Source organism: Bacillus sp. 05T21, from assembly GCF_056396785.1.
On the sequence record NZ_JBFTMD010000018.1, the window covers coordinates 56,510 to 78,617 of the forward strand.

At 37.5% G+C, this 22,108-nt stretch carries 20 protein-coding genes; 4 read left to right on the forward strand and 16 right to left on the reverse strand.

Annotated elements, in window-relative coordinates; genetic code table 11:
* Positions 1-43: 43 nt before the first annotated feature.
* The 8 genes from AC1DKZ_RS23965 to AC1DKZ_RS24000 all read right to left on the reverse strand — a co-directional run bounded on the left by AC1DKZ_RS23965 (position 44) and on the right by AC1DKZ_RS24000 (position 9,391).
* Entirely contained in the window at positions 44-3,976 is a 3,933-nt protein-coding gene (locus AC1DKZ_RS23965; protein ID WP_476997208.1) for a DNA translocase FtsK, read from the reverse strand.
* A gap of 156 nt (positions 3,977-4,132) precedes the next feature.
* Positions 4,133-5,089 carry an N-acetylmuramoyl-L-alanine amidase gene (locus AC1DKZ_RS23970; protein ID WP_476997209.1) on the reverse strand — a complete coding sequence of 319 codons (957 nt, stop codon included), beginning with the start codon at positions 5,087-5,089 and terminating at the stop codon, positions 4,133-4,135.
* 40 nt (positions 5,090-5,129) lie between these two features.
* Positions 5,130-5,474, reverse strand: coding sequence for a thiamine transporter (locus AC1DKZ_RS23975; RefSeq protein ID WP_431183421.1), 345 nt, complete (start codon positions 5,472-5,474; stop codon positions 5,130-5,132).
* 143 nt (positions 5,475-5,617) lie between these two features.
* Positions 5,618-6,232, reverse strand: a complete 615-nt coding sequence (ytpR, locus tag AC1DKZ_RS23980; protein ID WP_002089041.1) for a YtpR family tRNA-binding protein — start codon at positions 6,230-6,232, stop codon at positions 5,618-5,620.
* Positions 6,229-7,041: a DUF1444 domain-containing protein gene (locus AC1DKZ_RS23985; protein ID WP_002089043.1), complete on the reverse strand. Its 813-nt coding sequence runs from the start codon at positions 7,039-7,041 to the stop codon at positions 6,229-6,231. The genes ytpR and AC1DKZ_RS23985 overlap by 4 nt, the downstream gene beginning before the upstream one ends.
* Before the next feature lie 79 nt (positions 7,042-7,120).
* Positions 7,121-7,435 (reverse strand): thioredoxin family protein, encoded by a 315-nt coding sequence (locus tag AC1DKZ_RS23990; RefSeq protein ID WP_002015619.1) that lies wholly within the window; start codon positions 7,433-7,435, stop codon positions 7,121-7,123.
* Positions 7,436-7,518: 83 nt separating this feature from the next.
* Positions 7,519-8,028: a DUF84 family protein gene (locus tag AC1DKZ_RS23995; protein WP_242248644.1), complete on the reverse strand. Its 510-nt coding sequence runs from the start codon at positions 8,026-8,028 to the stop codon at positions 7,519-7,521.
* A 289-nt stretch (positions 8,029-8,317) separates the two neighbouring features.
* Positions 8,318-9,391, reverse strand: coding sequence for a M42 family metallopeptidase (locus AC1DKZ_RS24000; RefSeq protein ID WP_078184718.1), 1,074 nt, complete (start codon positions 9,389-9,391; stop codon positions 8,318-8,320).
* 148 nt (positions 9,392-9,539) lie between these two features.
* On the opposite strand from AC1DKZ_RS24000, the gene AC1DKZ_RS24005 reads away from it, so the two are divergent.
* Positions 9,540-9,851, forward strand: a complete 312-nt coding sequence (locus tag AC1DKZ_RS24005) for a PepSY domain-containing protein (RefSeq protein ID WP_002015622.1) — start codon at positions 9,540-9,542, stop codon at positions 9,849-9,851.
* 128 nt (positions 9,852-9,979) lie between these two features.
* Here AC1DKZ_RS24005 and AC1DKZ_RS24010 read toward each other — a convergent pair whose 3' ends face one another.
* Together AC1DKZ_RS24010 and trmB are read right to left on the reverse strand one after the other, a co-directional pair.
* Positions 9,980-10,834: a YtnP family quorum-quenching lactonase gene (locus AC1DKZ_RS24010; protein ID WP_431183423.1), complete on the reverse strand. Its 855-nt coding sequence runs from the start codon at positions 10,832-10,834 to the stop codon at positions 9,980-9,982.
* A 70-nt stretch (positions 10,835-10,904) separates the two neighbouring features.
* Positions 10,905-11,558, reverse strand: a complete 654-nt coding sequence (gene trmB / locus AC1DKZ_RS24015; protein WP_002138679.1) for a tRNA (guanosine(46)-N7)-methyltransferase TrmB — start codon at positions 11,556-11,558, stop codon at positions 10,905-10,907.
* A gap of 232 nt (positions 11,559-11,790) precedes the next feature.
* On the opposite strand from trmB, the gene AC1DKZ_RS24020 reads away from it, so the two are divergent.
* Positions 11,791-12,069 (forward strand): YtzH-like family protein, encoded by a 279-nt coding sequence (locus AC1DKZ_RS24020; RefSeq protein ID WP_002015625.1) that lies wholly within the window; start codon positions 11,791-11,793, stop codon positions 12,067-12,069.
* Positions 12,070-12,072: 3 nt separating this feature from the next.
* Here the strand turns inward: AC1DKZ_RS24020 and AC1DKZ_RS24025 are convergent, their stop codons facing one another.
* The 4 genes from AC1DKZ_RS24025 to pepV all read right to left on the reverse strand — a co-directional run bounded on the left by AC1DKZ_RS24025 (position 12,073) and on the right by pepV (position 17,450).
* Positions 12,073-12,870, reverse strand: coding sequence for a phosphotransferase (locus AC1DKZ_RS24025; RefSeq protein WP_476997210.1), 798 nt, complete (start codon positions 12,868-12,870; stop codon positions 12,073-12,075).
* Positions 12,871-13,115: 245 nt separating this feature from the next.
* Positions 13,116-15,257, reverse strand: a complete 2,142-nt coding sequence (pulA, locus tag AC1DKZ_RS24030) for a type I pullulanase (protein WP_476997211.1) — start codon at positions 15,255-15,257, stop codon at positions 13,116-13,118.
* Between the two features lie 137 nt (positions 15,258-15,394).
* Positions 15,395-15,940 (reverse strand): RNA 2',3'-cyclic phosphodiesterase, encoded by a 546-nt coding sequence (gene thpR, locus AC1DKZ_RS24035; RefSeq protein ID WP_016092462.1) that lies wholly within the window; start codon positions 15,938-15,940, stop codon positions 15,395-15,397.
* Positions 15,941-16,043: 103 nt separating this feature from the next.
* Complete coding sequence (gene pepV / locus AC1DKZ_RS24040) at positions 16,044-17,450, reverse strand: dipeptidase PepV (protein ID WP_476997212.1); 1,407 nt, start codon at positions 17,448-17,450, stop codon at positions 16,044-16,046.
* 357 nt (positions 17,451-17,807) lie between these two features.
* Here pepV and AC1DKZ_RS24045 point away from each other — a divergent pair, with 357 nt between their 5' ends.
* The gene (locus AC1DKZ_RS24045) at positions 17,808-18,029 is read left to right on the forward strand and encodes a DeoR family transcriptional regulator (RefSeq protein ID WP_000805512.1); all 222 of its coding nucleotides are present in this window, start codon (positions 17,808-17,810) and stop codon (positions 18,027-18,029) included.
* Positions 18,030-18,111: 82 nt separating this feature from the next.
* Here AC1DKZ_RS24045 and AC1DKZ_RS24050 read toward each other — a convergent pair whose 3' ends face one another.
* Positions 18,112-18,840: a pseudouridine synthase gene (locus AC1DKZ_RS24050; RefSeq protein ID WP_002034388.1), complete on the reverse strand. Its 729-nt coding sequence runs from the start codon at positions 18,838-18,840 to the stop codon at positions 18,112-18,114.
* Between the two features lie 41 nt (positions 18,841-18,881).
* Positions 18,882-20,534, reverse strand: a complete 1,653-nt coding sequence (locus AC1DKZ_RS24055; protein ID WP_002089053.1) for a putative polysaccharide biosynthesis protein — start codon at positions 20,532-20,534, stop codon at positions 18,882-18,884.
* A 284-nt stretch (positions 20,535-20,818) separates the two neighbouring features.
* Here AC1DKZ_RS24055 and AC1DKZ_RS24060 point away from each other — a divergent pair, with 284 nt between their 5' ends.
* Complete coding sequence (locus AC1DKZ_RS24060) at positions 20,819-22,090, forward strand: BaiN/RdsA family NAD(P)/FAD-dependent oxidoreductase (RefSeq protein WP_088040268.1); 1,272 nt, start codon at positions 20,819-20,821, stop codon at positions 22,088-22,090.
* Positions 22,091-22,108 lie beyond the last annotated feature (18 nt).

The following is a 22,108-nucleotide window of genomic DNA, read 5'->3' on the forward strand; positions in this document are numbered from 1 at the left end:
TTACTATCCAACATTTTCTATTAGTATACAGCAAAACCGTTTCCTATACATTTGTTTCCTGCATAGCAGCGAATTCATCCTCAGAAATAAGGACATCTCTCGGTTTCGTTCCTCTTCCTTCAGAAATAATCCCTTGTGACTCCATCTCTTCAATTAGACGTGCCGCGCGATTATAACCTATGCGGAATTTTCTCTGTACAGAAGATGTGGACGCTCCCCCTTGCTCTACAACAAATTGACATGCATCAAAAAATAGTTCATCTTCAGACTCACTCTGCTCTGATTTTGCTAATAAATCCTCTTGCTTAAATAAGTAGTTTGGCTTCATTTGCTTTTTCACATGATCAACTGTTCTTTCAATCTCATCATCTGATACGTATACACCTTGTACACGAACTGGTTTAGATGTGCCGTTTCCTAAAAATAGCATATCACCACGACCAAGTAACTTCTCCGCGCCCCCAATATCGATAATCGTACGCGAATCAACTTGAGATGATACTGTAAACGCAATACGCGTTGGAATGTTTGATTTAATTAAACCTGTAATAACGTCTACAGATGGACGCTGCGTCGCAACTAATAAGTGAATACCACAAGCACGAGCTTTTTGTGCAATACGACAAATCGCTTCCTCCACATCACCAGGTGCAACCATCATTAAGTCCGCTAACTCGTCAATGACAATTACAATATAAGGTAATGTCTCACCTGGGATTTCTCTACCACTTACAATCGTATTGTAACGAGTTAAATCACGAGCACCAGCATGAGCAAACAATTCATAACGACGTTCCATCTCTTCAACCGCCCACTTTAACGCAGCTGTGGCTGCTTTTACGTCAGTAATAACAGGTGCTACAAGATGTGGAACAGAATTGTATGGTGCAAGCTCAACCATCTTCGGATCAATTAGTATCAACTTCACTTCATGCGGCTTCGCTTTATATAAAATGCTCGTTAAAATCGCGTTAATGCACACACTTTTCCCTGAACCAGTTGCACCCGCAATAAGTCCATGTGGCATTTTTCGAATATCCGTTACAATTGGATCACCTGAAATATCAAGCCCCAGCGCAACTGTAAGCGGTGATTCACTCTTTGTAAATACAGGACTTCTTAAAATTTCACGCAGGAATACTGGCTTACTTTCCTTGTTTGGAACCTCAATTCCAATTGCACTCTTCCCTGGAATTGGCGCTTCAATTCGAATATCTTTCGCAGCTAAACTTAACTTAATATCATCACTTAAATTTGTAATTTTATTTACTTTCACACCTGGGTCTGGTTGTACTTCAAAACGAGTTACCGCCGGCCCTTGTGACACATTAATAACATGTGCTCCCACATGGAAATTATTAAATGTCGTATTTAATAATTCTTCCTGTTCTTCTAGCCACTCCGTATTATCTAATGCTGCCTGCTGTGGAATTGACAACAACGTTAATGGCGGAAGTTCATACTTCGGTGGCGCTTGTAGTACGTTGCGCATATCGTTCTCTTTTTGATTTACAACATATGCTTTCTCTTGTACTTCCGTACTTGAAATTGGCTCTTGTACTTGTCCAGCCACCACTACTTGTTGCATCGGTTTTTCTTCCACTTGAGCTTCTACTATCACTTGCTGCACTGGACTTTCTTCCACTTGCGGTTCCACTACCACTTGCTGCATCGGTTTTTCTTCCACTTGTGGTTCTACTACCACTTGCTGCATCGGTTTTTCCGTTACTCGTTCACCGACAGTAGATTGTGTTACGTTCGTTCTTACCGCATGTCTTTCCATTAACTTCTTTCTGTCTTGTTTTAACATGACAACGTTAAATGGAACATGACGCTTTTTCTCGCGTTTCGGCTCTTCTTTTTGTGCTGCAGGCTGTTCTTCGACAACTTGTTTCTTTTCATCAGCTTCTTCAATTAAAACATTCGCAAAGCTTTGAACATCTTTCTTCGTTTGCTCATCTGCTTCTGAAACTGGTACGAATACTTCACTTTCTTCCATGAACTCAATTGTTTCTTGCTGAGAAATCACTGGTTGCTCTTCAACTGCTATATTTTCTAACGCCCCTGTATTCATCGTTTCTTCAATTACTTCTTCTTGCGGTGTTCCCTCTAATGCGAATTCCGTAACTGATTCTATTTCCTTAGATTCCTCTAATTCTACAACTTCTTCTGCTTCCTTAGATTCTTCTAACTCCGCAACCTCTTCTGCTTCCTCTGATTCTTCAACTTCCACAGCTTCTGCTTCTTCCTCAGATTCTTCTAATTCCACAACTTCTTCTGCTGCTTCCTTAGATTCTTCTAATTCCACAACTTCTTCTGCTTCTTTAGCTTCCTCTAACTCCGCAACCTCTTCTGCTTCCTCTGATTCTTCTAATTCCACAACTTCTTCTGCTTCCTTAGCTTCTTCTAACTCCACAACTTCTTCTGCTTCTTTAGATTCCTCTAATTCCACAACTTCTTCTGGCGCTTCCTTAGTTTCTTCTAATTCCACAATTTCTTCTGCTTCCTTAGCTTCTTCTAATTCCACAACTTCTTCTATCGCTTCCTCAGATTTCTCTAATTCCACAACTTCTTCTGTCGCTTCCTTAGCTTCTTCTAATTCCACAACTTCTTCTGGCGCTTCCTCAGATTTCTCTAATTCTACAACTTCTTCTGCTGCTGCTTCCTCAGGTTTCTCTAATTCCACAACTTCTTCTATCGCTTCCTCAGGTTTTTCTAATTCCACAACTTCTTCTATTGCTTTCTCAGTTGCTTCTAACTCCACAACTTCTTCTGCTGCTTCCTCAGCTTCCTCTAATTCCACAACTTCTTCTGTCGCTTCCTCAGCTTCCTCTAATTCCACAACTTCTTCTGTCGCTTCCTCAAATCTCTCTAATTCTGCAACTTCTTCTGCTTCCTTAGCTTCTTCTTCAAAAGCATCTGGTATTTCTATAGTAATTGTTTCTTCAAGCTTTTCATCTGCTTTTACAATCACTACATCTTCTAAGGTTTCTTCTTCGACTTGATTTGCTGCAACTTCAGCAACAGTTTCTTCTATTTCTGTATTACATTCATTTTCTTCTGTTAATATCGAATACACATGCTCTACTTTAGAATCTATTGACTCTTCTTGTAAAGTTTCTTCGTTATCTTCTGTAGATGATAACGCCACTACATCTTGCTCCTGCTTCAAGGCTTGTACAATTGTAGCCTCTTTTTCCACATGCTGTCCTACTGTTTTATGAAGCAAATCATTACTTAGGCTTTCTTCTAATGAAGGGGCTTGACGTTCAACTTCGTAACCGTTTTTCTCTAACCATGTATCCACAACCGATTTTTCTTCTACTTTATTACTTCGTTCGTTCACTCCGTTCTTAACAGATGAACTTCCTTGTAGAACTCCCGAAAAGTCGGATAATGTATATCCCTTTTTCTCTAACCATGCGTCAACAACAGCTTTTCCTTCAACAGATATTTCAAGATCTTCTCTTTCCTTTTCTTCCTCCTGCACAACCTTCGTTTCTACTGAAGGACGGTTATATCCATAAATCGGAGAAATCATTTCTGTTGGACGAAATGGTCTACGGTTACTTTCTTGCGACGGTACGAATGCTTTTTTTACGACAGGCTCTGGTTCCGGTTCATATTGCAATTCCGGTTCCTCATATGTAGGTGCTTCTGTTTCCACATACGGTCGTCTGCTTCTTTCCACTTTTATTCCTCTTTGAGTAGGCTGTTCTTCATATACTCCTCTTTGAATAGGTTGTTCTTCAAAGTTAGGCAGTTCTCTTACATCCTCCTCATCAAAGCCATTATCTGGTATTAATGGAAAACGACATTTCCCTGCATTCCGACTTGCCATTTGTGCTTCTCTTGCTTCAGTGTAGTGGTTTACACGAGGAATTTTCGGCTGACTTTCAATTTGTGCCGGTACTTCTTTATTTATCACTGTTTTTTCTTCCTCTTTGTTAAACAGCTTTTTCATCCAATCTAACATGTTTACCACTCTTTCTACTAAATAGTAACATCCTTTATTGTATCAGCATTCGGCAAAAAGTGCAGGTAAAATTAAGCATATTAGTTTTATCCATAATATTCTAATTCACGATTGTTTTTCTATATGAAAAACGAGGTCTTACATGTAAGACCTCGTTTAATCTTTACCCTTCCGATATTCATCCACACTATCCGTTACACTTTGCAATAAAGAATTTACATACTGTGGGTCAGATAATTTTTTGTCTTCTTCAGGGTTTGACATAAATCCAAGTTCTAATAGTACTCCTGGAACTTTTGACCAATTAAATCCAGAAAGATCATCCCTAAATTTAATTCCATTTACTTTCACTTGATGATTCTCTCTCATTTTATTTACTATCATTTGAGAGATTTGAAGACTTTCAGCATAAATCTCTTTCGTATACGGACTTCCTTCTGCAGGTGTCAATACAGCAAATCCACTTTGATTTGGATTTTCAGAACCATCTGCGTGAAGGCGCAAAAATAAATTCGCTTTATGATCATTCGCGAATGTTGCTCGTTCCTTATTACTTATATCAACCTCATGTGACGTTCTCGTCATCAATACTTGTATACCTTTTGCTTCCAGTTTTTCTTTCAATATAAAAGCCATCTCTAATACAAGAACTGATTCCCTCTTTTTCGTTACAACTCCCGCTGTTCCGTCTGTTACTTTATATTTTTGCGTAGTTGCTCCTGGACCAATTGCCTCTAAATTTAAATTCGCTTTTTGTTGATGCCCTGGATCAATAACGACGAGAAACTTTTCTTGTTTTTCATTACTCTCTACTTTTTGTTCATTATTTTGCAGCGGTTGCTCAGTTGGCTGCAGCGGCGTAGTTTCCTCTTTCTTTTCCTCGGTAGGCACTTCCTCCTGCTTATGTTCCACTTTCTCATTCGTTTGAATTGCTTGTGCCTGTTCTTTCTTTTCTTGTTCTTCTTGCTGCTTTTCTACCGGTGCGTCTTCCTTATTATCTTTGTTTTTTTCTTGTATAGAAGATGTTGTTTCTTTTTTCGGCTCTTCTTGCGAACAACCTCCCATATATATTCCAATGACTGCAATAGCGCTCATTATTTTTATATACTTCATTTTTCTCTCCTATCACTTTGCACCGGGCTCAAAGTATTTCTTATAATTGTTTTATAATCTCATCCATACTTCCGATATAAATCGGTTGCCACGTTTCCGTACCGCGCTCTGCGGTATAGACTAGATAAGCATCATCAGCTACATTTACGAAAACAGGATCCCCCATATCCGTTTCATATCCGATAACAATCCATTCTTCTTGCCATTTTCCACTTTCTTCACTTATTAATGAATTTTTATGTTTATCATATCGATAACCGATTTGTCCTTTTTCTAATTCATTTTCGCTAAACACATATATTTCATAGGAACCTAGTTCGATATCTTGCTGTTTTGAAGTTTCAATTCGTTTCAGAAGTTCTGCAATTTTTGGTTGTTGTTTCATACGTCTACCCCCTTCTTTTTTCTAAATTTTACCTAATCCACTTTTGAAATACAATATAGATTTCGAGAGGAAACGTTACAATCCTAGGAATTTCGCACAAAAAAATAGCCTCACATATGCGAGACTACTTTTTCTAACATCAATTAAAATTTAAATTCTTGTCCAACTTCAAAGCTATCTTCTAATACAAGAATACCTTTTTCTTCTGGAGCATCTGGAAGCTCTAACTCACGTGCAGAGCAAATCATTCCAGAAGAAGGAACACCGCGAAGTTCAGCTGGTTTAATTAACATACCACTTGGCATTACAGCACCGATTTTTGCAACAACAACTTTTTGTCCTGCGTCAACGTTTGGTGCACCACATACGATTTGTAATGTTTCTGTACCGATTTCTACTGTACAAATGTTTAATTTATCAGCATTTGGATGCTTCTCTTTTTCAGCTACATAGCCTACAACAAATTTCGGCGTGAAATCAGCTTCTACTTTTTCTTCAAAGCCATTCTTCGCTAAAATTCCGTTAATTTTTTCAACAAACTCTTTCGTTAATGTAACGTTTCCGTTGTCTGTTACTTCTACATAAGAAGACGCATTAAAGATGTTGAATCCTGCTGTTACGTTGCTTTCACGATCGTATACGCGAGCAACATCTCCTTTGCGGTCAAATGTACGGTTTTCTAAAGTAATATCTTGTAAGGTAACAATTAAAGTGTCACCAATTCCTTCAAGGTTGTAAAAAACGTTCACTTCGTTCATCCTTTCTCTTTTCCATCTGTCTTCTTCCGATTCTTCGCTAAAATAAAGATTGGTTCGAAGTCCCCATCTTCATATACGAATGAAAGTGATGTAATCGGAACATGCCCTTCGGCAAAAAATTTCATTGTCATTTGTGCAATAATATCATAACCGATTTCGTTGACGATATCAGCAATAATTAATACATCTTGGTGAGGAACTGCAACAACCATATCACCAGAGATCTTTTCACGCATAGAGTGTAGTAACGATTCGTTTAAAATACGACTCGCATCGTATCCATCATTTGTGTTTAAAAAGTAGAATGTATTACCTGCTACTGTCTCCTGCTTAAATTCATAGCCTAATGAGCGAGCATTAAATAATGCCATTTCACGTACTTGTTCCTCTGTAAGCTCTAATTTTTGCAATAAGCGCTCATCAATTAATCGATACGTTTTATTAGAATCTAGCGCATAGTAAATACGTGTTTCCGCCGTATGGTCCGTCATAATAAACGGATTTCCTTCTTCTGATTGTTTCGGGAAAGAAGTAGAGCGAATAACAGGTAAAATTTTCGCCGTGCTATTTTCTTCTTTATGCATTGCAATTAGCGCTTCTTGTACGTAATAAGCGACCTCTTCAATTGCTTTTTCTTTGTTCACTTCCCATTTTGCAACTACTCCTGGAAGTGATACGTTAATACCTTTTTTCGAGTCTGTTTGTTCAATACGAAGAACTTCTTTCTCGCTATCATAATGACAGTCCCATTCTGGTCGAGATAATTTCTTCATTAACTCGTCTTTCATCTTTTTACTTGTCATTTTCATCTCTTTTTCCTCCCTTCCAAAAAAATAACCTCCCCCGCGAAGGTAGAGGTTGTTTTTACAATTCAATTGGCTAATTGTCTTATTTTAAACCTTCAATAAACTCTTCGATTTGCTCTTGTGTTTTACGATCTTTATTTACATAGCGTCCAGTTTCTTCACCTTTATTGTACGCTACAAAGCTTGGAATGCCAAATACGTCTACTTTCACGCATAAATCAATAAATTCATCACGATCTACATAGTAAAATGAGAAATCACTATACTTCTCTTCTACTTCTGGCATAAATGGATCAACGAAACGGCAATCTGGGCACCATTCTGCTGAGAACATGAAGACTACATTCTCTTCATTTTTTAATTCTTGGAATTGTTCCATGCTTTCTAATGATTTCATCTATATTTCCTCCTCTAACGAGTGCACTTTTTCACACTATAATCTTTTCTTTATACTACCATACATCGCGCATGGTGCAAGGTTTATGCTTGCTTTTCATCATACTTATATTGCCCAACAAGTAACTTAACAACGTGTACAAATAATTCCGTTCGGTCGACATAATCATCTGTAAAAATACCGATAGCACCTTCGTGACTACGAATATCTTTTCGCTCTACAAACTCTTCCATCACTTCACTTAGCTCTTTTCCTTCTTCAAGCGGTGCTAAAAAATCGTCTGGTAACTTAATACGCGCCCCGCCCGCAACAAATGTTTTACCTTCAATCGTCGCTAAAGCACCCCAGTTACACATAAATAACCCATGCTCCGTTTTCATAACGCCGCCTTCTAGCCCAATGCCGATATAAGCTGCACCTTCCTGCAATGCTCTCTTCGCTCTATTTACTGCTCCTTGCATCGTCTCTTCATCTGAAAAAGGCTGATTTGCTACTCCTGATGGAACAGAAAGAGATGTAATTTCAGCATCTTCCCAAACCTTCTCCACAGCCCCAACCTTCGTCTTATTCTTCGATCCAACTACTACCTTCATTTCATTCACCTCTATATAAATTCATCATTCTATCCTAATACTAGCCTCGAACACCAAATCAGTCTTCATGACTGAGATTTATACCGTAGTGCGCCTGACCGCACACACGCATCTCTGTGTCATCTCTCCCACCTAAAAAAAGAAAAGGTTTTCCAAAAACAGCCTTCCTCTCTCTTCCTATCCGCGGTCTTAATACATCGCTCGAGCACCAACTAGGCACTGACCGCTCCCATTCATCGCTGGGTCATCTATTCAACCTAAAAAAAGAAGGGTTTTTCACCCTTCCTCTTTACGCGTTATTCTTAATTGTCTCTAACGTCGTTTTGTCCGTCGCTCTCACAAGCTTCGTAATTAATTCCTTCGCTGCCGCATAATCATCAACATGTAAAATAGAAGCATGTGTATGAATGTAGCGTGCACAAACACCAATTACTGCTGATGGGATACCAGAGTTACTTGTATGCACACGGCCCGCATCTGTACCACCTTGTGAAATAAAGTATTGGTACGGAATGTTATGTGTTTCTGCTGTATCTAAAATGAATTCGCGCATTCCTCTATGTGTTACCATTGTACGGTCATAAATACGAAGAAGAGCGCCTTTTCCTAATTGACCGAACTGCGTCTTATCACCAGATGCATCATTTGCTGGACTTGCATCAAGCGCATAGAAAATATCTGGTTGAATCATATTTGCAGCAGTTTGTGCTCCGCGAAGACCCACTTCTTCTTGTACAGTCGCACCAGAGTATAATGTGTTTGGTAATGTTTCATCTTTTAATTCTTTTAGCAATTCGATAGCAAGGCCACATCCATAGCGGTTGTCCCAAGCTTTCGCCATAATTTTCTTTTCATTTGCCATTGGCGTGAATGGGCAGATTGGAACGATTTGTTGCCCTGGCTTTATGCCAATTTCAATCGCATCTTCATAACTATCTGCACCTATATCAATTAACATATTTTTTATATCCATCGGTTTTGCACGTTGCGCATCACTTAATAAATGAGGAGGAATGGAACCAACAACCCCAATAACAGGACCATTCTTCGTCATAACTTGTACACGCTGAGCTAATAGTACTTGGCTCCACCAGCCACCTAACGTTTGAAAACGAAGCATCCCATTTTTCGTAATTTGCGTAACCATGAAACCTACTTCATCCATATGACCTGCTACAAGAACGCGCGGGCCAGTTTCGTCCCCTTTTTTCAGGCCAAATACGCTACCTAAACCGTCTTGCACAATCTCATCAGCATATTTGCTTAATTCTTGCTTCATAAAACTGCGCACATCATGTTCAAAACCTGATGTACCTTGTAATTCTGTTAACGTACGAAATAATTGTAATGTCTCTTTATTCACGAAGTCCCCTTCTTTCAAACCTTAGTAGAATACCTCTTTTATTGTAACGAAATTTTCGAAATGTTTCTAGTTTCTTCTTTTTTAGTTGCATTTGCATTATAATTATTATTGGTACACTATTTTTATTTTACAGAATTGAGGTGAATATATGAGCTGGAAAGGTTTAGTCACAGGTCTTGGCGTTGGGTTCGCAGCTGGTTATTTCGTTGCAAACAAAGTACAAGAACAATCCCATATTTCTTCAGAAAAAGCATTGAAAATGGTGAAACAAGCATTAAGTCATAAAGGTGAAATTACTGGCTCTTGGGTACATATGGTTCCAGAGGCATTTGAAAAATATGATGTCGCGTACGAAGTTTATCGCGGCGGTCTTACAACGATGTTAGATGAAATACAAGAACGATTTGAATTTTTAGTTGATGCTAAAACAGGTACTGTTTTAGAGGTTATAGCAGCATAAAAAGAGGTTTCCCATTAGGTGAACCTCTTTTTTTTTAGAATTACCAACAAAAGCTGATAATAACAGCAATACATAATAAGTGGAGATTGTTCCAATAAATATTTTTGGACACCTTCCTCTTATTAATATTAAGCTTCTATATTTGTTTTTCTCTCTATCTTCTCCACTATATGCCCTTCCTCATTCCACTTTACTGCACGGTAATATGCATCATGATAAAAAGTAAACCACGCCTCTTTTTCAGCACCATACTTCATCCACTTTTGTTTATGTTCAATCGATGTCATTGGATAGTCATCATATGCCATTACCCATAATACATTTTGATGTGCATACGTCGGTAAAATGTCCGCTAAATGAAGCATCGTTTCACCCTGACTTTCAAGGACGACAACGGCATGTCCATCGCTATGACCACCCGTATGCACCATCTTTATTTCATCCGTAATTTCTATTTCTTGCTTGAACGTAACAATCTTATCAACGATTGGCTCCCAATTTTCCTTCCAATATGTATTACGCGATCTAACATTCGGATTTTTCATTTCATTCCATTCAGTCTCACTTACATAAATCGTTGCGTTCGGAAACGCCGGAACAAGGTGATTTCCCTCCCATTTTGTTAAACCAGATGCATGGTCAAAATGAAGATGCGTCATTAAGACGTAATGAATATCTTCAGTATGCAGTCCCAATTTTTCTAAAGATTCCTTAACTGATGATTCTTCTGTTACACCTTGATTCCGCTTCATTTTCTCATTCAATTTACCATTCCCTATCCCTGAATCAATAAGCATGTTTCCTTCTTTCGTTTGTAAGAGTAACGGATCTGTTCGTAAATAAATATGATTTGTATCATTATGTTTATATTTTCGTGACCAAAGTACTTTTGGCACAACTCCAAACATCGCGCCTCCATCTAAATGTGTATTCCCACCTTTTAGCCACGTCACTTTTATATTTCCAATTTGTAACTGTTCCATATCCCATCCCCCTTTTTCATTTAATTTTAACATAATATTCCGATTGTTTTTCATATAAAAAACCTATGCATTACTGCATAGGCTCCGTACGATATTTTGCTTCAACTCGGTAAATACGATGACCTTTACTAGAGAATTTCTCTTCGTATTCTGTCATAATGTTTCCTTCATAATCACTATTATGAAGATCTAGGCTAAGGTAAGTTAATAACATACCATACTCAGCCATACTCATAAGAGAATATTCAAATAATCCCTGGTTATCAGTTTTGAAATGAATTTCTCCGCCATCTACTAACACTTCTTCATAATTGCGTAAAAATGTTTTATACGTTAAACGACGCTTCGTATGACGATTCTTCGGCCATGGATCTGAGAAGTTTAAATAAACGCGGTCAATTTCACCTTTCGCAAAGAAAACTGTTAAATCTTCAGCATCTTTATTAATTAACTTTAAGTTCGGTACTTCTTCTTCAATTAATTTATCAAGTGCATCTACAACAACACTTGTGAATTTTTCAATTCCAATATAGTTAATATGCGGATTTGCTTTTGCCATATCATACATAAAGCGGCCACGTCCTGTACCTACTTCAATATGAATTGGCTGTTCATTTCCAAATATTTCTTTCCAGTTACCAGCGCTCTCCTCTGGGTTTCCAATTACGATATGTGAATACTCATTAATTCGATCCATTGCATAAGGCTTATGTCTTAAACGCATAGATGTCTCCCTCTCTTTACAAAACTATTTTAAAGGAAAAATTCCTTCTTTCTGTTTTAATCAATCTATCAAACAAAAAACCAAGTACGTACGAGCACTCGGTCCGTTTCTTTCAAGTATAAGATGTACCATTTTGATAAAAACTACATAAAGCATTAAACATTCCATGACGAAATAGCTTTTTCTCTTACATTTCTAGAGAGAGAAAAACACTCGAAAGGATGATCCGTTCATGCCAATTAATCAACAGCATCAATTAGAAGTGTTAAAAGATATTTTAATCAACCATCAAAGTGATTGCTGCGGGACAGTTTCTGAATGCGAGCAATTAGAGCGACTCATTCAATCGTTACTCGCAAACGATAGTATAAGTAGTGACACTAAAGTAATGCTAAACGATGTATATTCTTATAGTCAATCGGGTAAATCTTCCTCTAATTTGGACAACCATATTTCCAATAATCAAGAACAACTTACTCAGTGGATTGCTGGAATGGACAATTTTTCTTAAGTATTATTCTGAAGCAAGTAGTTGCTGTAAATATTGATGCCAATATTTAGCTTCTGCTTGCTGCTTTTTTGTTGTGTGCCATTGCATAGATAAAATCGTTTGTGCTATCACATACCATCTCATACGCCTAAGCAATGATTCATCTAGTTCAATCTCATAATATCCGAGCCACTCACTCCATTCATGGCGCGGAACATACCAATATAATAACATACCAAGATCTAAAGCTGGGTCAGCAATAACAGCCCCATCCCAATCAATTAAAAACAATTCATCTTCGTTCGACAATATCCAATTGTTATGGTTTACATCACAATGGCATACAACGAATTCATTGTACTCAATATCTTTTAATGACTCCGTTAAATATTGAAGACCTTGCTGAATTGTTTCATCAACTCTTATATCTCCTCTTAAAACGAGCTGTAATTGTTGTAATAACTCTTGCGCATGAAGCGGCTGCTTTCCTAGCCTTTGAATCATCTGCACAAGCGCTTTAGAGGAGTGTATTTTCTTCAAAAGTTTCGCAACACGTTCTAGTTTCATATCCTCTGGCTCTAACTTCTGTCCCGGAAGCCATTTTTGAGCAGAAATTACATCACCGTTCGTTACCCTTCTTGTCCAAAGTAATTTTGGAACAATTCCTTCTGCTGACAATACCGCTAAAAAGGGCGATGTATTCCGCTTTAAAAATAACTTTTGTTGTCCGTTTTGCGCAATATATGCATCGCCCGTTACTCCACCAGCCGGTATAAGACTCCACTCTTTTCCTAATAATTGTTCCAACCATTCCATATTCATTACCCGTTAACAAATCCTTATCTTTTATAGTTATGAAAAGAAAAACCGCAACATTTCTACACATGTTGTGGATTCATATATTTTACTGTATTTGAATGAAAAAACTTGGCATAAGCCGAAAACAGGATAAATCACCTGTTCTTCTAGTTTATTTTACAAAATCAATCATAGAATGACAACTTATGAAAATCGTCACCTTTGTCAATTCTACATTTATTACATTCTCATCGTCAAGTAGCGATTTGTCACATTATCGTCAATATATACGTGCTAATTGGAGCCAATTGAAGTTCCTTTCCTCTAAATGAAGAAATTGGCTCTATTTTCGCTTGCTTTTCGTTTACTAACACATGCCACGTTTCTTCTTTTGGAAGCTGCACCGTTTTAGCTTCCAAACCGCTATTAAATAAAACTACAATCTCTTTCCACGGTCCAAATAATTCTACATGCTCTAGGTGGTATGCCAGTACTTCTGTAGATGTTTGCAAAAAAGTCATATGCGTTTTTATAAGGTCTGCATTTTGTAATCGGAATGCCCCGTGCCCTTTGCGAATCGCAATTAACCCTTTTATATAGTTAACGGTCTCCATCTCTTTCTCTTTTTGATCCCAATCTAATTGATTAATTTCATCATTTGCATTATAACTATTTTCATTCCCTTGCTTCGTACGATAAAACTCTTGCCCCGCATGTAAGAAAGGAATCCCTTGTGAAAGAATAACCATTGCAGTTGCTAAACGATGACGCCTTTTCAAAATTTCTTCTGATTCTGGATTACTTTGCACTAGTTTATCCCACATCGTCATATTGTCATGACATTCTACATAGTTGATGCTTTGCATTGGCTCTAGAAACAATCCTGTTTCTTTCATACTTAAAAGGCTACCAGCTACTATATACTGCAAATGATTACAATCTACATGCCCACCAAATGCAAAGCCACGTTTATTAATATTAAAAGTACTTCCTTTTATTCCATCACGAAATTGATCATTAAACTGTGCGATACATGGCATTTTATTCGCATTATTTAACGTCGCTTTCTCTTCAAGAGGAAGCGGTGTTTGCAAATCCCATCCTTCACCTAATAACAGCGCATCCTGCTTTATTTTTCGTACTTCTTTTTCTAATTCATTCATCGTTTCAACATCTAAAATTCCCATTAAATCAAATCGGAATCCATCAACATTGTATTCAGTAAGCCAATATAAAACAGATTCTATAATAAATTTCCTCATCATTTTCCGTTCAGATGCTATATCATTTCCAACTCCCGTCCCATTAGAAGGCATACCGTCTTCCCCATGACGAAAATAATATCCCGGGACAAGCTTCTCAAATGATGATAATTCTCTTTCATAAACATGATTATATACAACATCTATAATCACTCTGATGCCGTGATCATGAAATGTTTCAATTAGTTGTTTACACTCTACTATCCTGTTATATGGATCAGAAAGGTTTGTAACATAAAATCCTGTTGGCATATTGTAATATAACGGATTGTAGCCCCAATTATATGCGGAAGCAGGATTCACTTCATCTACACCACCAAAACAATGTAAAGGTAATAGTTCAACATGTGTAACGCCTAAATCTTTTATATGAGACAATCCTGTTAATGTCCCATTTCGTCCCATTGTCTCTTCTTCCATCAATCCTTTATATGTTCCCTTTTTATTCACTCCACTGTTTGGGTGAATAGTAGCGTCACGAATATGCAGTTCATACAATATGGCATCTGTCATTGACTGTAATGGTGATAATTCTACTCGTTTTGTCACATTCGTTTTTTCCAAATCGATAACGACGCCGTATTTTCCATTTATCGTCGCAGACTTTGCATAAGGGTCAACCGCTTCGTTCCATATTAAATTAATACAAACAAGGAATGTATATCGTGCTCCATCATGATCACCTTGTAATGTATGAATCCACACTCCGTTTTCTTCTCTGCACATTTCATAATCAATATATTCTTTATCACTTTTATAAATCCGTACTTTGGCAAGCCTTGCAGTCGGAGCCCATACTTTAAATATTGTTTCTTCTTTTTTATACACCGCACCTAAGTCAGTACCTTCGTAATAATATTTTTCATCGAAAACTACTGTTCGAATCACAGCGCCTATTTGTAAATCTGTTTCTTCATTCCGTTCATCCCGTACTGTATAATACTTCCCCACATCTATCGGCTCTTCTATAAAACATTCATACTTCGTTGCATCTGGAAGAGCAATAGTATGAACAATCGGTAACTCTTTCACATTGCTTCCTTCTTGTAAACGAAATGTCCGGCTTGTTCCATACGCATGCGGGAGCAAAATTGTAATTTTATTCATTTCATCTAAATAGGCATCAAATGGACGTTTTACTTTCAGCATAAAAAATCACCATCATTCTCAAAATTAAAATGAAACGAGCTGCAAGTGATAAGGGTTTTCTTATCAGCGAAGCTCTATACAGTAACACATTATTCCCTATAGTATATTCACCTGTATAAAAAACGTTTTCATACATTCTATTTTTGTAGTTTTATTTCAGTAATCGATTTATACTTCGGCGTTTCCTTAACGTGAGATTCATACAAAGTAATCGTATCTGCTTGAAATGATGTTACAGGTAACTCTTTTACATTTGTCAGATCAAACACTTTTTCTCCTACCCATTTACGTGCAACAGTAATATGTGGATGATAAGGACGTGTCTCTAGAGAGAAGCCATTTTCTTCACAAATTATATGCACTTGCTTTTGTAAAGTAAACAAATCTTGATTATCACTTATCCCCGCCCAAAATATACGAGGCTGGTCCACCTGTCCGAATGTAGAAAGTCCTTGTAACGTGAACGATAATTCCGTTTTTTCTGTAAGTGTTTGTAATCCATTCTTTATTCCTTCTAACTGTTCCTGCGCCGCACTTCCTAAAAATGAAAGGGTAATATGATAGTCTTCTTCATGTACCCACGAGCGAAATGGTAATTCATCCTTCATTTCCTCTTTATAATTAGAAAGAATTTCTTTTATATGACGTGGTAAAGTTACTGCGACAAAATAATGCGGCACCATCTACATCGTCTCCTTTATGTTATTGTTGCTTTTCTTCCTTATCTCATTCAGCTAAAAAGAATCCGCCCTCTAAAGTAGAGAGCGGTCATTATTTACATATCTTTTATTTCGCTAATTCATGAATTGCCTGAGCATAAATCGCTGTCGCTTTTAATAAATCTTCAATTTCAATGTACTCATCTTTTTGATGCGCAAGTTCTTCTTTTCCTGGGAATAACGGGCCAAATGCAACGCCAGCTTTCAATGAACGAGCATAAGTACCACCACCAATTGCTAACAATTCAGCTTTTTCACCAGTTTGTTCTTCATATACACGTTGCAAAGTACGAATTAACGTATGATCTTTGTCAACGTGATGCGGGCGAGAGTTAGAATAATCCGCTACTTCAAATCCATGAGTACCAACATATTCTTTTAACTTTGCAATTGTTTCTTCAAAGTTAGTTGTAACTGGATAGCGTACATTTAATCCTAAATTACCACCGTTTTCTTGCGAGTAAGACAAGCGACCAACATTCACTGTTAACGGCCCGCTAATATCATCTTTATAAGAAATACCAGCTTTTTCTCCAATAATATCACCTGTAAATGTTTCTGTTACAAACGAGGCAAATGAAGCCCCTTTTCCATCAAGAGAAACTTTCGTTAAGAAGTTTACCAATAATAAACCTGCATTTTCTCCCTTTTCCGGAGTAGATCCGTGAGCTGAAATCCCTTTGATTTGCAACGTCACCGTCTTTCCTTCTACAATTGCTTTACCTATTTTTTTAGCAGTTTGTAAATACTCTTCATATGCTACTGTAAGTGTATTTACATCTTCTCCTGTAATAACTGCTTCTGCAAAATCAGGAACCATATTTAAACGACGACCTGACTCAAATGAAATAAGCTTAAATGTGCCTTCTTTCTCTTCGCCACCACTTTGCACAACTTGTATGTCATAAATTCCTTTTTCCGCATTAATAATCGGAAAATCTGCATCCGGCGCAAAACCGATTGTTGGCATTTCTTCATTTTTAAAATAATGATCTACACACTTCCAATTACTTTCCTCATCTGTTCCTAAAATCATACGAACACGTTTTGAAAGAGGTAAGCCTAATTCTTTAACGATTTTCATCGCATAATAAGCTGCCATCGTCGGCCCTTTATCATCAATTGCACCGCGTGCAAAAATCTTCCCGTCGCGAATATCCGCACTATACGCAGGAGTTGTCCAGCCATCTCCTTCTGGTACAACATCAACGTGACAAAGAATACCTACTAGTTCTTCTCCTTGTCCCATTTCAAGATGACCTGCATATCCTTCTAAATTTTTAGAAGCGAAACCTTCTGCTTCTCCTTTATGTAACATGAAAGATAAGGCTTTTTCTACACCTTCACCAAATGGTGCGCCCTCTTTCGCAGATTCTTCTTCCCATACACTTTTAATTTGTAAAAATTTTTGTGTATCACGAATTAAATCATCTTTTCGTTTTGTAACTTCTTCTGTCCAATTAATCGTCGACATCACGCATCCATCCTTCACTATATTGTCTCTTTCATCATAGCAAACGAAAATCTCTTATGCCATACATGAAAACCTAATAACGGACAATTGTAATATTTCAGATATTTCTTATTAGTTTTTCTTTTATTTTTTTAAAAAAATTTGCAGGAATTTGGCGTTTTACGTAGAAATTTATGAGTTAGTTGACTGACCAGACATAAAATGTCAACTACCAATATTTTTCTATATGAATATTTGTTAAACTTTTGTAAAATTTAAGTAAGTTAAAGCATGAATTTTATCATGTAGAGTACAATGGTAGTAACGACCTTCTTTCCTGAATGGGGTCAAAAAAACTAGTAGAGGAGCGGTTTTCTCTTGAAACCTACAACTACTCGTATGCTAACACGCATTAAATCAATTTATATGTACATCAATGAAAACGGTACGGTAACAACGAAAGACCTTGTAGATGAGTTCGGGATCACACCGCGAACAATACAACGTGATCTAAATGTGTTGCAGTTTAATGAACTCGTGTATAGCCCTTGCCGCGGCAAGTGGACAACGACAGGAAAGAAAGTGAGAATGACCTCATAATAAAAAATAATTGTATGTAAATAAATACATACCCCTTTCTAACTCATTAGAAAGGGGTCTTTTCTATGCTCTGAAATTGGTGTTACTTTTCGTTATCTACTTGATACGTCTTTAACATTTCTACTTCTTCATCTGTTAATTCACGATATTGCCCAAGTTCTAACTCTTCATCTAACATTAAAGGTCCCATCTCTGTTCTCTTTAAATAAACTACTTTTTTCCCTACCGCTTCAAACATACGCTTCACTTGATGGAACTTTCCTTCTGTAATAACGAGTTCAATCTCAGAAATATCATCACTTTTTAAAATTGTAAGTTCGCCTGGCTTCGTTTCATAGCCATCTTCTAAAATTACACCTTTAGCGAATTCTATTACATCCTCTTCCGTTACAACGCCTGAAATGTGTGCATAATATTTTTTCGGCACATGCTTTTTCGGAGATAATAGTTGATGCGTTAACTTCCCATCATTTGTGATTAATAAGAAACCTTCTGTATCAATATCGAGCCTTCCAACAGGGAATGGATCGAAAATCGCATCTTCTAATTCTAATAAATCTATTACTGTTTCGTGGTTATCATCTTCTGTCGCTGAAATAACACCTTGTGGTTTATGCATCATTAAATAAACAAACTCTTTATATTCCACAACTTCACCGTGAATCATAACCTCTTGCTCTTCTACATTCACATGAAACTTCGCATCTTTCACTGGCGTTCCATCAATCTTCACAACGCCGTCTTTCAGTAATTTCTTTACTTCTTTTCTACTTCCGTGTCCCATATTCGCTAATAATTTATCTAATCTCATGTTCTTCACCTTCTTTATTTATCATAGAAAAGGGGACGTATTTACGCCCCTTTTGATTTCAACTTTATTTTGAATCTACTACCAAGTTTACGCTGGATTTTCTCTAAAGCTTCTCCGCCAAATACTCTTTCTAGTACTCCTGTGCGAATCGCTAACAATCCGTAAACAAGACCACCAATACCTGCACAAATCGCAACTGTAATAAGAGCACCAATACGGCCATCAGGCGAAATCATGAAGGATAGAAGCCATTGTGATAGTTTTACAGCAATAACCATTACAAGTGTTAAGACTGCAATTTGGAATGTTCTCTTATATACAACACCAAATGAATAGTGTGCGTGTTTTTTGATTTGTCTATTCGTATACCATACGGAAGCTAAGAAGCCGACTGCAGTAGCCAAAATCGCCCCAACTGTACCGAAATAACGAATAAAGATTACGTTACATGCAAATTTCAAAATAACACCCATCACAAGCGCAATAACCGCATGTTTCTGCTGGTTAATCCCTTGCAGAATTGCTGCTGTTACTGTGAATAAAGCGAATAACAATGCAACTGGCGCATACCACATTAATACTTGTCCACCTAGTGGGTCTGAATCGTAGAAAGCAGTGTAAATCGGATATGCAAGTGTAGAAATACCGACAACTGCTGGCAATGTTAAAAACATATTCGCCTGGAATGTTTGTGTAATTTGTAATTTCAAATAACGGTATTGCTTTTCAGTAAATGACTTTGTAATCGCTGGCACGAGCGTTAAACTAAACGCTGTTGCAAGTGATACTGGAATCATAATTAATTTATGCGTCCACATCGTGAAAATACCGAGTGCTCGCTCTGCGATATCTCCTTGACCAATCGCCTGCATAATAGAGTTAAATGTCAATGTATCAATTTGTTGATATAAAGGAATTGTTAATCCAATTACAACATAAGGGATTGCATATGCAAACAACTCTTTAAACAATTGAGCGGTACTTACCGTCGATTCTGGTACAGTTTGCTCAATTAAATATTGATCCAAATATTTTTTACGTTTTAACCAGTACCAAATTAATACGCCAAGTGCTCCAACTGCTGAAACGAACGCAGCGAATGTCGCAACCCCAACTGCCGTTGCTACTGTACCGCCAAGTACTTTAATAACGATGAAACTACCCGCTAATAAAAAGACGATACGAATAATTTGCTCAATAATTTGTGAAACCGTAGTCGGTCCCATCGATTGGTGGCCTTGGAAATAACCACGAATCAAACTTGCTGCCGGCACAACAATAAGCGCAAAACTTACGAGGCGAATAATCGTCGTAACTTCTTCTATCTTATTTTGTAAACTTTGTTTACCAAGCATTGCTTCTGCAAATAATGGTGCGGTCATGTACAGTACTAAGAAGGAAAGAACTCCTGTTACTATCATCATAACCATTCCCGAGCGGAACATTCTCCGGCTCGTTTTATAATCTCCAAGTGCATTATATTTGGAAACAAACTTAGAAACAGCAAGCGGCACTCCTGCCGTTGCGATACTTAAAAATATCGTATATGGAATGTATCCATATGTATAGAGCGTTCCGCCTTCTGTGCCTACTAATGCATGAAACGGAAAAACGTAAATCATGCCTAAGAACTTTACTAAAAATGTCCCTAACGTCACAATAAGCGTTCCGCGCAGAAATTTTGAATCGGACATACGAAAATCCTCCTACATCTACAATAAAGTGAAACTATAATTAGTGGGAGACTCCCCTCCTACTAATCATTCGAGCATTTACGGACCTTTTCAACTCCCTCTTTACTTCTCATAAATCTTAAGATAGTAGTCTTATTGCCCATAAATAGCAGGATAATGCTGAACTCTAACTTTTGTATTGTACCACAATTCTCCTCTTAAGCAGTACTTCACTCTATTTTTCTTTTAAGGGAAAACATGCTATTCTTTTAGGCAGGAAATGTAGAAAATGAGGTCGATATATTATGCATTATGATGTTATTGTCATCGGCGGCGGTCCTTCAGGGCTAATGGCTGCAATCGGTGCTGCTGAAGAAGGCGCAAGCGTCTTACTTCTTGATAAAGGAAATAAACTAGGACGTAAACTTGCGATTTCTGGTGGTGGTCGTTGTAACGTAACGAACCGTCTACCACTTGATGAAATCGTTAAACATATACCTGGAAATGGTCGCTTCTTATACAGTGCTTTTTCTATTTTCAGTAATGAAGATATTATTACATTCTTCGAAAATCTCGGTGTACAACTGAAAGAAGAGGATCATGGCCGCATGTTCCCCGTATCAAATAAAGCGCAATCTGTTGTAGATGCACTGTTAACACGATTAAAAGACTTAGGTGTGAAAATACGTACGAATACGCCTGTCGAAACGATTGAGTATGAAAACGGTCAAACGAAAGCAGTTGTATTACAAACAGGCGAAGTGTTAGAAACGAATCACGTCGTTATCGCTGTTGGCGGAAAATCTGTTCCTCAAACTGGTTCTACTGGAGACGGATACGCTTGGGCTGAAAAAGCTGGGCATACAATTACAGAACTTTTCCCAACAGAAGTACCAATTCTTTCAAACGAACCGTTTATTCGTGACCGCACATTACAAGGTCTTGCTTTACGAGATGTAAACTTAAGTGTATTAAACCCGAAAGGAAAAGTTATCATTTCTCATAAAATGGACATGCTTTTCACTCACTTCGGCCTATCTGGTCCTGCTGCTCTTCGCTGTAGCCAATTCGTTGTGAAAGCGATGAAAAAGTTTAAAACGAACACAGTGCACATGAGTATCGATGCATTGCCAGAAGAAAATAGTGAGCAACTGTTCCAGCGCATGCTGAAACAAATGAAAGAAGATCCGAAAAAAGGAATTAAAAACGTTTTAAAAGGCTATGTTCCTGAACGTTACTTCCTATTCTTATTAGAAAAAAATGAAATTGACGGTAGCGAACAAGCTGGACAAGTTTCTCATGAGAAGATTCGCGCACTTGTGAAAGACTTTAAAGAATTTACCGTCCATGTAAATGGTACGCAGTCAATTGAAAAAGCATTCGTTACTGGCGGAGGTGTATCCGTTAAAGAAATTAACCCGAAAGAAATGGCTTCGAAATTCACGAATGGTTTATACTTCTGCGGAGAAGTTCTTGATATTCACGGTTATACTGGCGGCTATAACATTACATCTGCCCTTGTTACTGGCCGAATTGCCGGAACAACCGCTGGACAAAATTCAAAAATGCAATATTAAAGAAGAAACAGGGACTCC

Coding starts and splice junctions, on each gene's coding strand:
- AC1DKZ_RS23970 (WP_476997209.1), bottom strand. CDS start 5,089: ATGAAGTATATAAAAATAATGAGCGCTATTGCAGTCATTGGAATATAT.
- AC1DKZ_RS23990 (WP_002015619.1), bottom strand. CDS start 7,435: ATGAAATCATTAGAAAGCATGGAACAATTCCAAGAATTAAAAAATGAA.
- pepV (WP_476997212.1), bottom strand. CDS start 17,450: ATGTCGACGATTAATTGGACAGAAGAAGTTACAAAACGAAAAGATGAT.
- pulA (WP_476997211.1), bottom strand. CDS start 15,257: ATGCTGAAAGTAAAACGTCCATTTGATGCCTATTTAGATGAAATGAAT.
- AC1DKZ_RS23975 (WP_431183421.1), bottom strand. CDS start 5,474: ATGAAACAACAACCAAAAATTGCAGAACTTCTGAAACGAATTGAAACT.
- ytpR (WP_002089041.1), bottom strand. CDS start 6,232: ATGAACGAAGTGAACGTTTTTTACAACCTTGAAGGAATTGGTGACACT.
- trmB (WP_002138679.1), bottom strand. CDS start 11,558: ATGCGTTTAAGACATAAGCCTTATGCAATGGATCGAATTAATGAGTAT.
- AC1DKZ_RS24020 (WP_002015625.1), top strand. CDS start 11,791: ATGCCAATTAATCAACAGCATCAATTAGAAGTGTTAAAAGATATTTTA.
- thpR (WP_016092462.1), bottom strand. CDS start 15,940: ATGGTGCCGCATTATTTTGTCGCAGTAACTTTACCACGTCATATAAAA.
- AC1DKZ_RS23985 (WP_002089043.1), bottom strand. CDS start 7,041: ATGAAAATGACAAGTAAAAAGATGAAAGACGAGTTAATGAAGAAATTA.
- AC1DKZ_RS24050 (WP_002034388.1), bottom strand. CDS start 18,840: ATGAGATTAGATAAATTATTAGCGAATATGGGACACGGAAGTAGAAAA.
- AC1DKZ_RS23965 (WP_476997208.1), bottom strand. CDS start 3,976: ATGTTAGATTGGATGAAAAAGCTGTTTAACAAAGAGGAAGAAAAAACA.
- AC1DKZ_RS24010 (WP_431183423.1), bottom strand. CDS start 10,834: ATGGAACAGTTACAAATTGGAAATATAAAAGTGACGTGGCTAAAAGGT.
- AC1DKZ_RS24025 (WP_476997210.1), bottom strand. CDS start 12,870: ATGAATATGGAATGGTTGGAACAATTATTAGGAAAAGAGTGGAGTCTT.
- AC1DKZ_RS24005 (WP_002015622.1), top strand. CDS start 9,540: ATGAGCTGGAAAGGTTTAGTCACAGGTCTTGGCGTTGGGTTCGCAGCT.
- AC1DKZ_RS23995 (WP_242248644.1), bottom strand. CDS start 8,028: ATGAAGGTAGTAGTTGGATCGAAGAATAAGACGAAGGTTGGGGCTGTG.
- AC1DKZ_RS24055 (WP_002089053.1), bottom strand. CDS start 20,534: ATGTCCGATTCAAAATTTCTGCGCGGAACGCTTATTGTGACGTTAGGG.
- AC1DKZ_RS24060 (WP_088040268.1), top strand. CDS start 20,819: ATGCATTATGATGTTATTGTCATCGGCGGCGGTCCTTCAGGGCTAATG.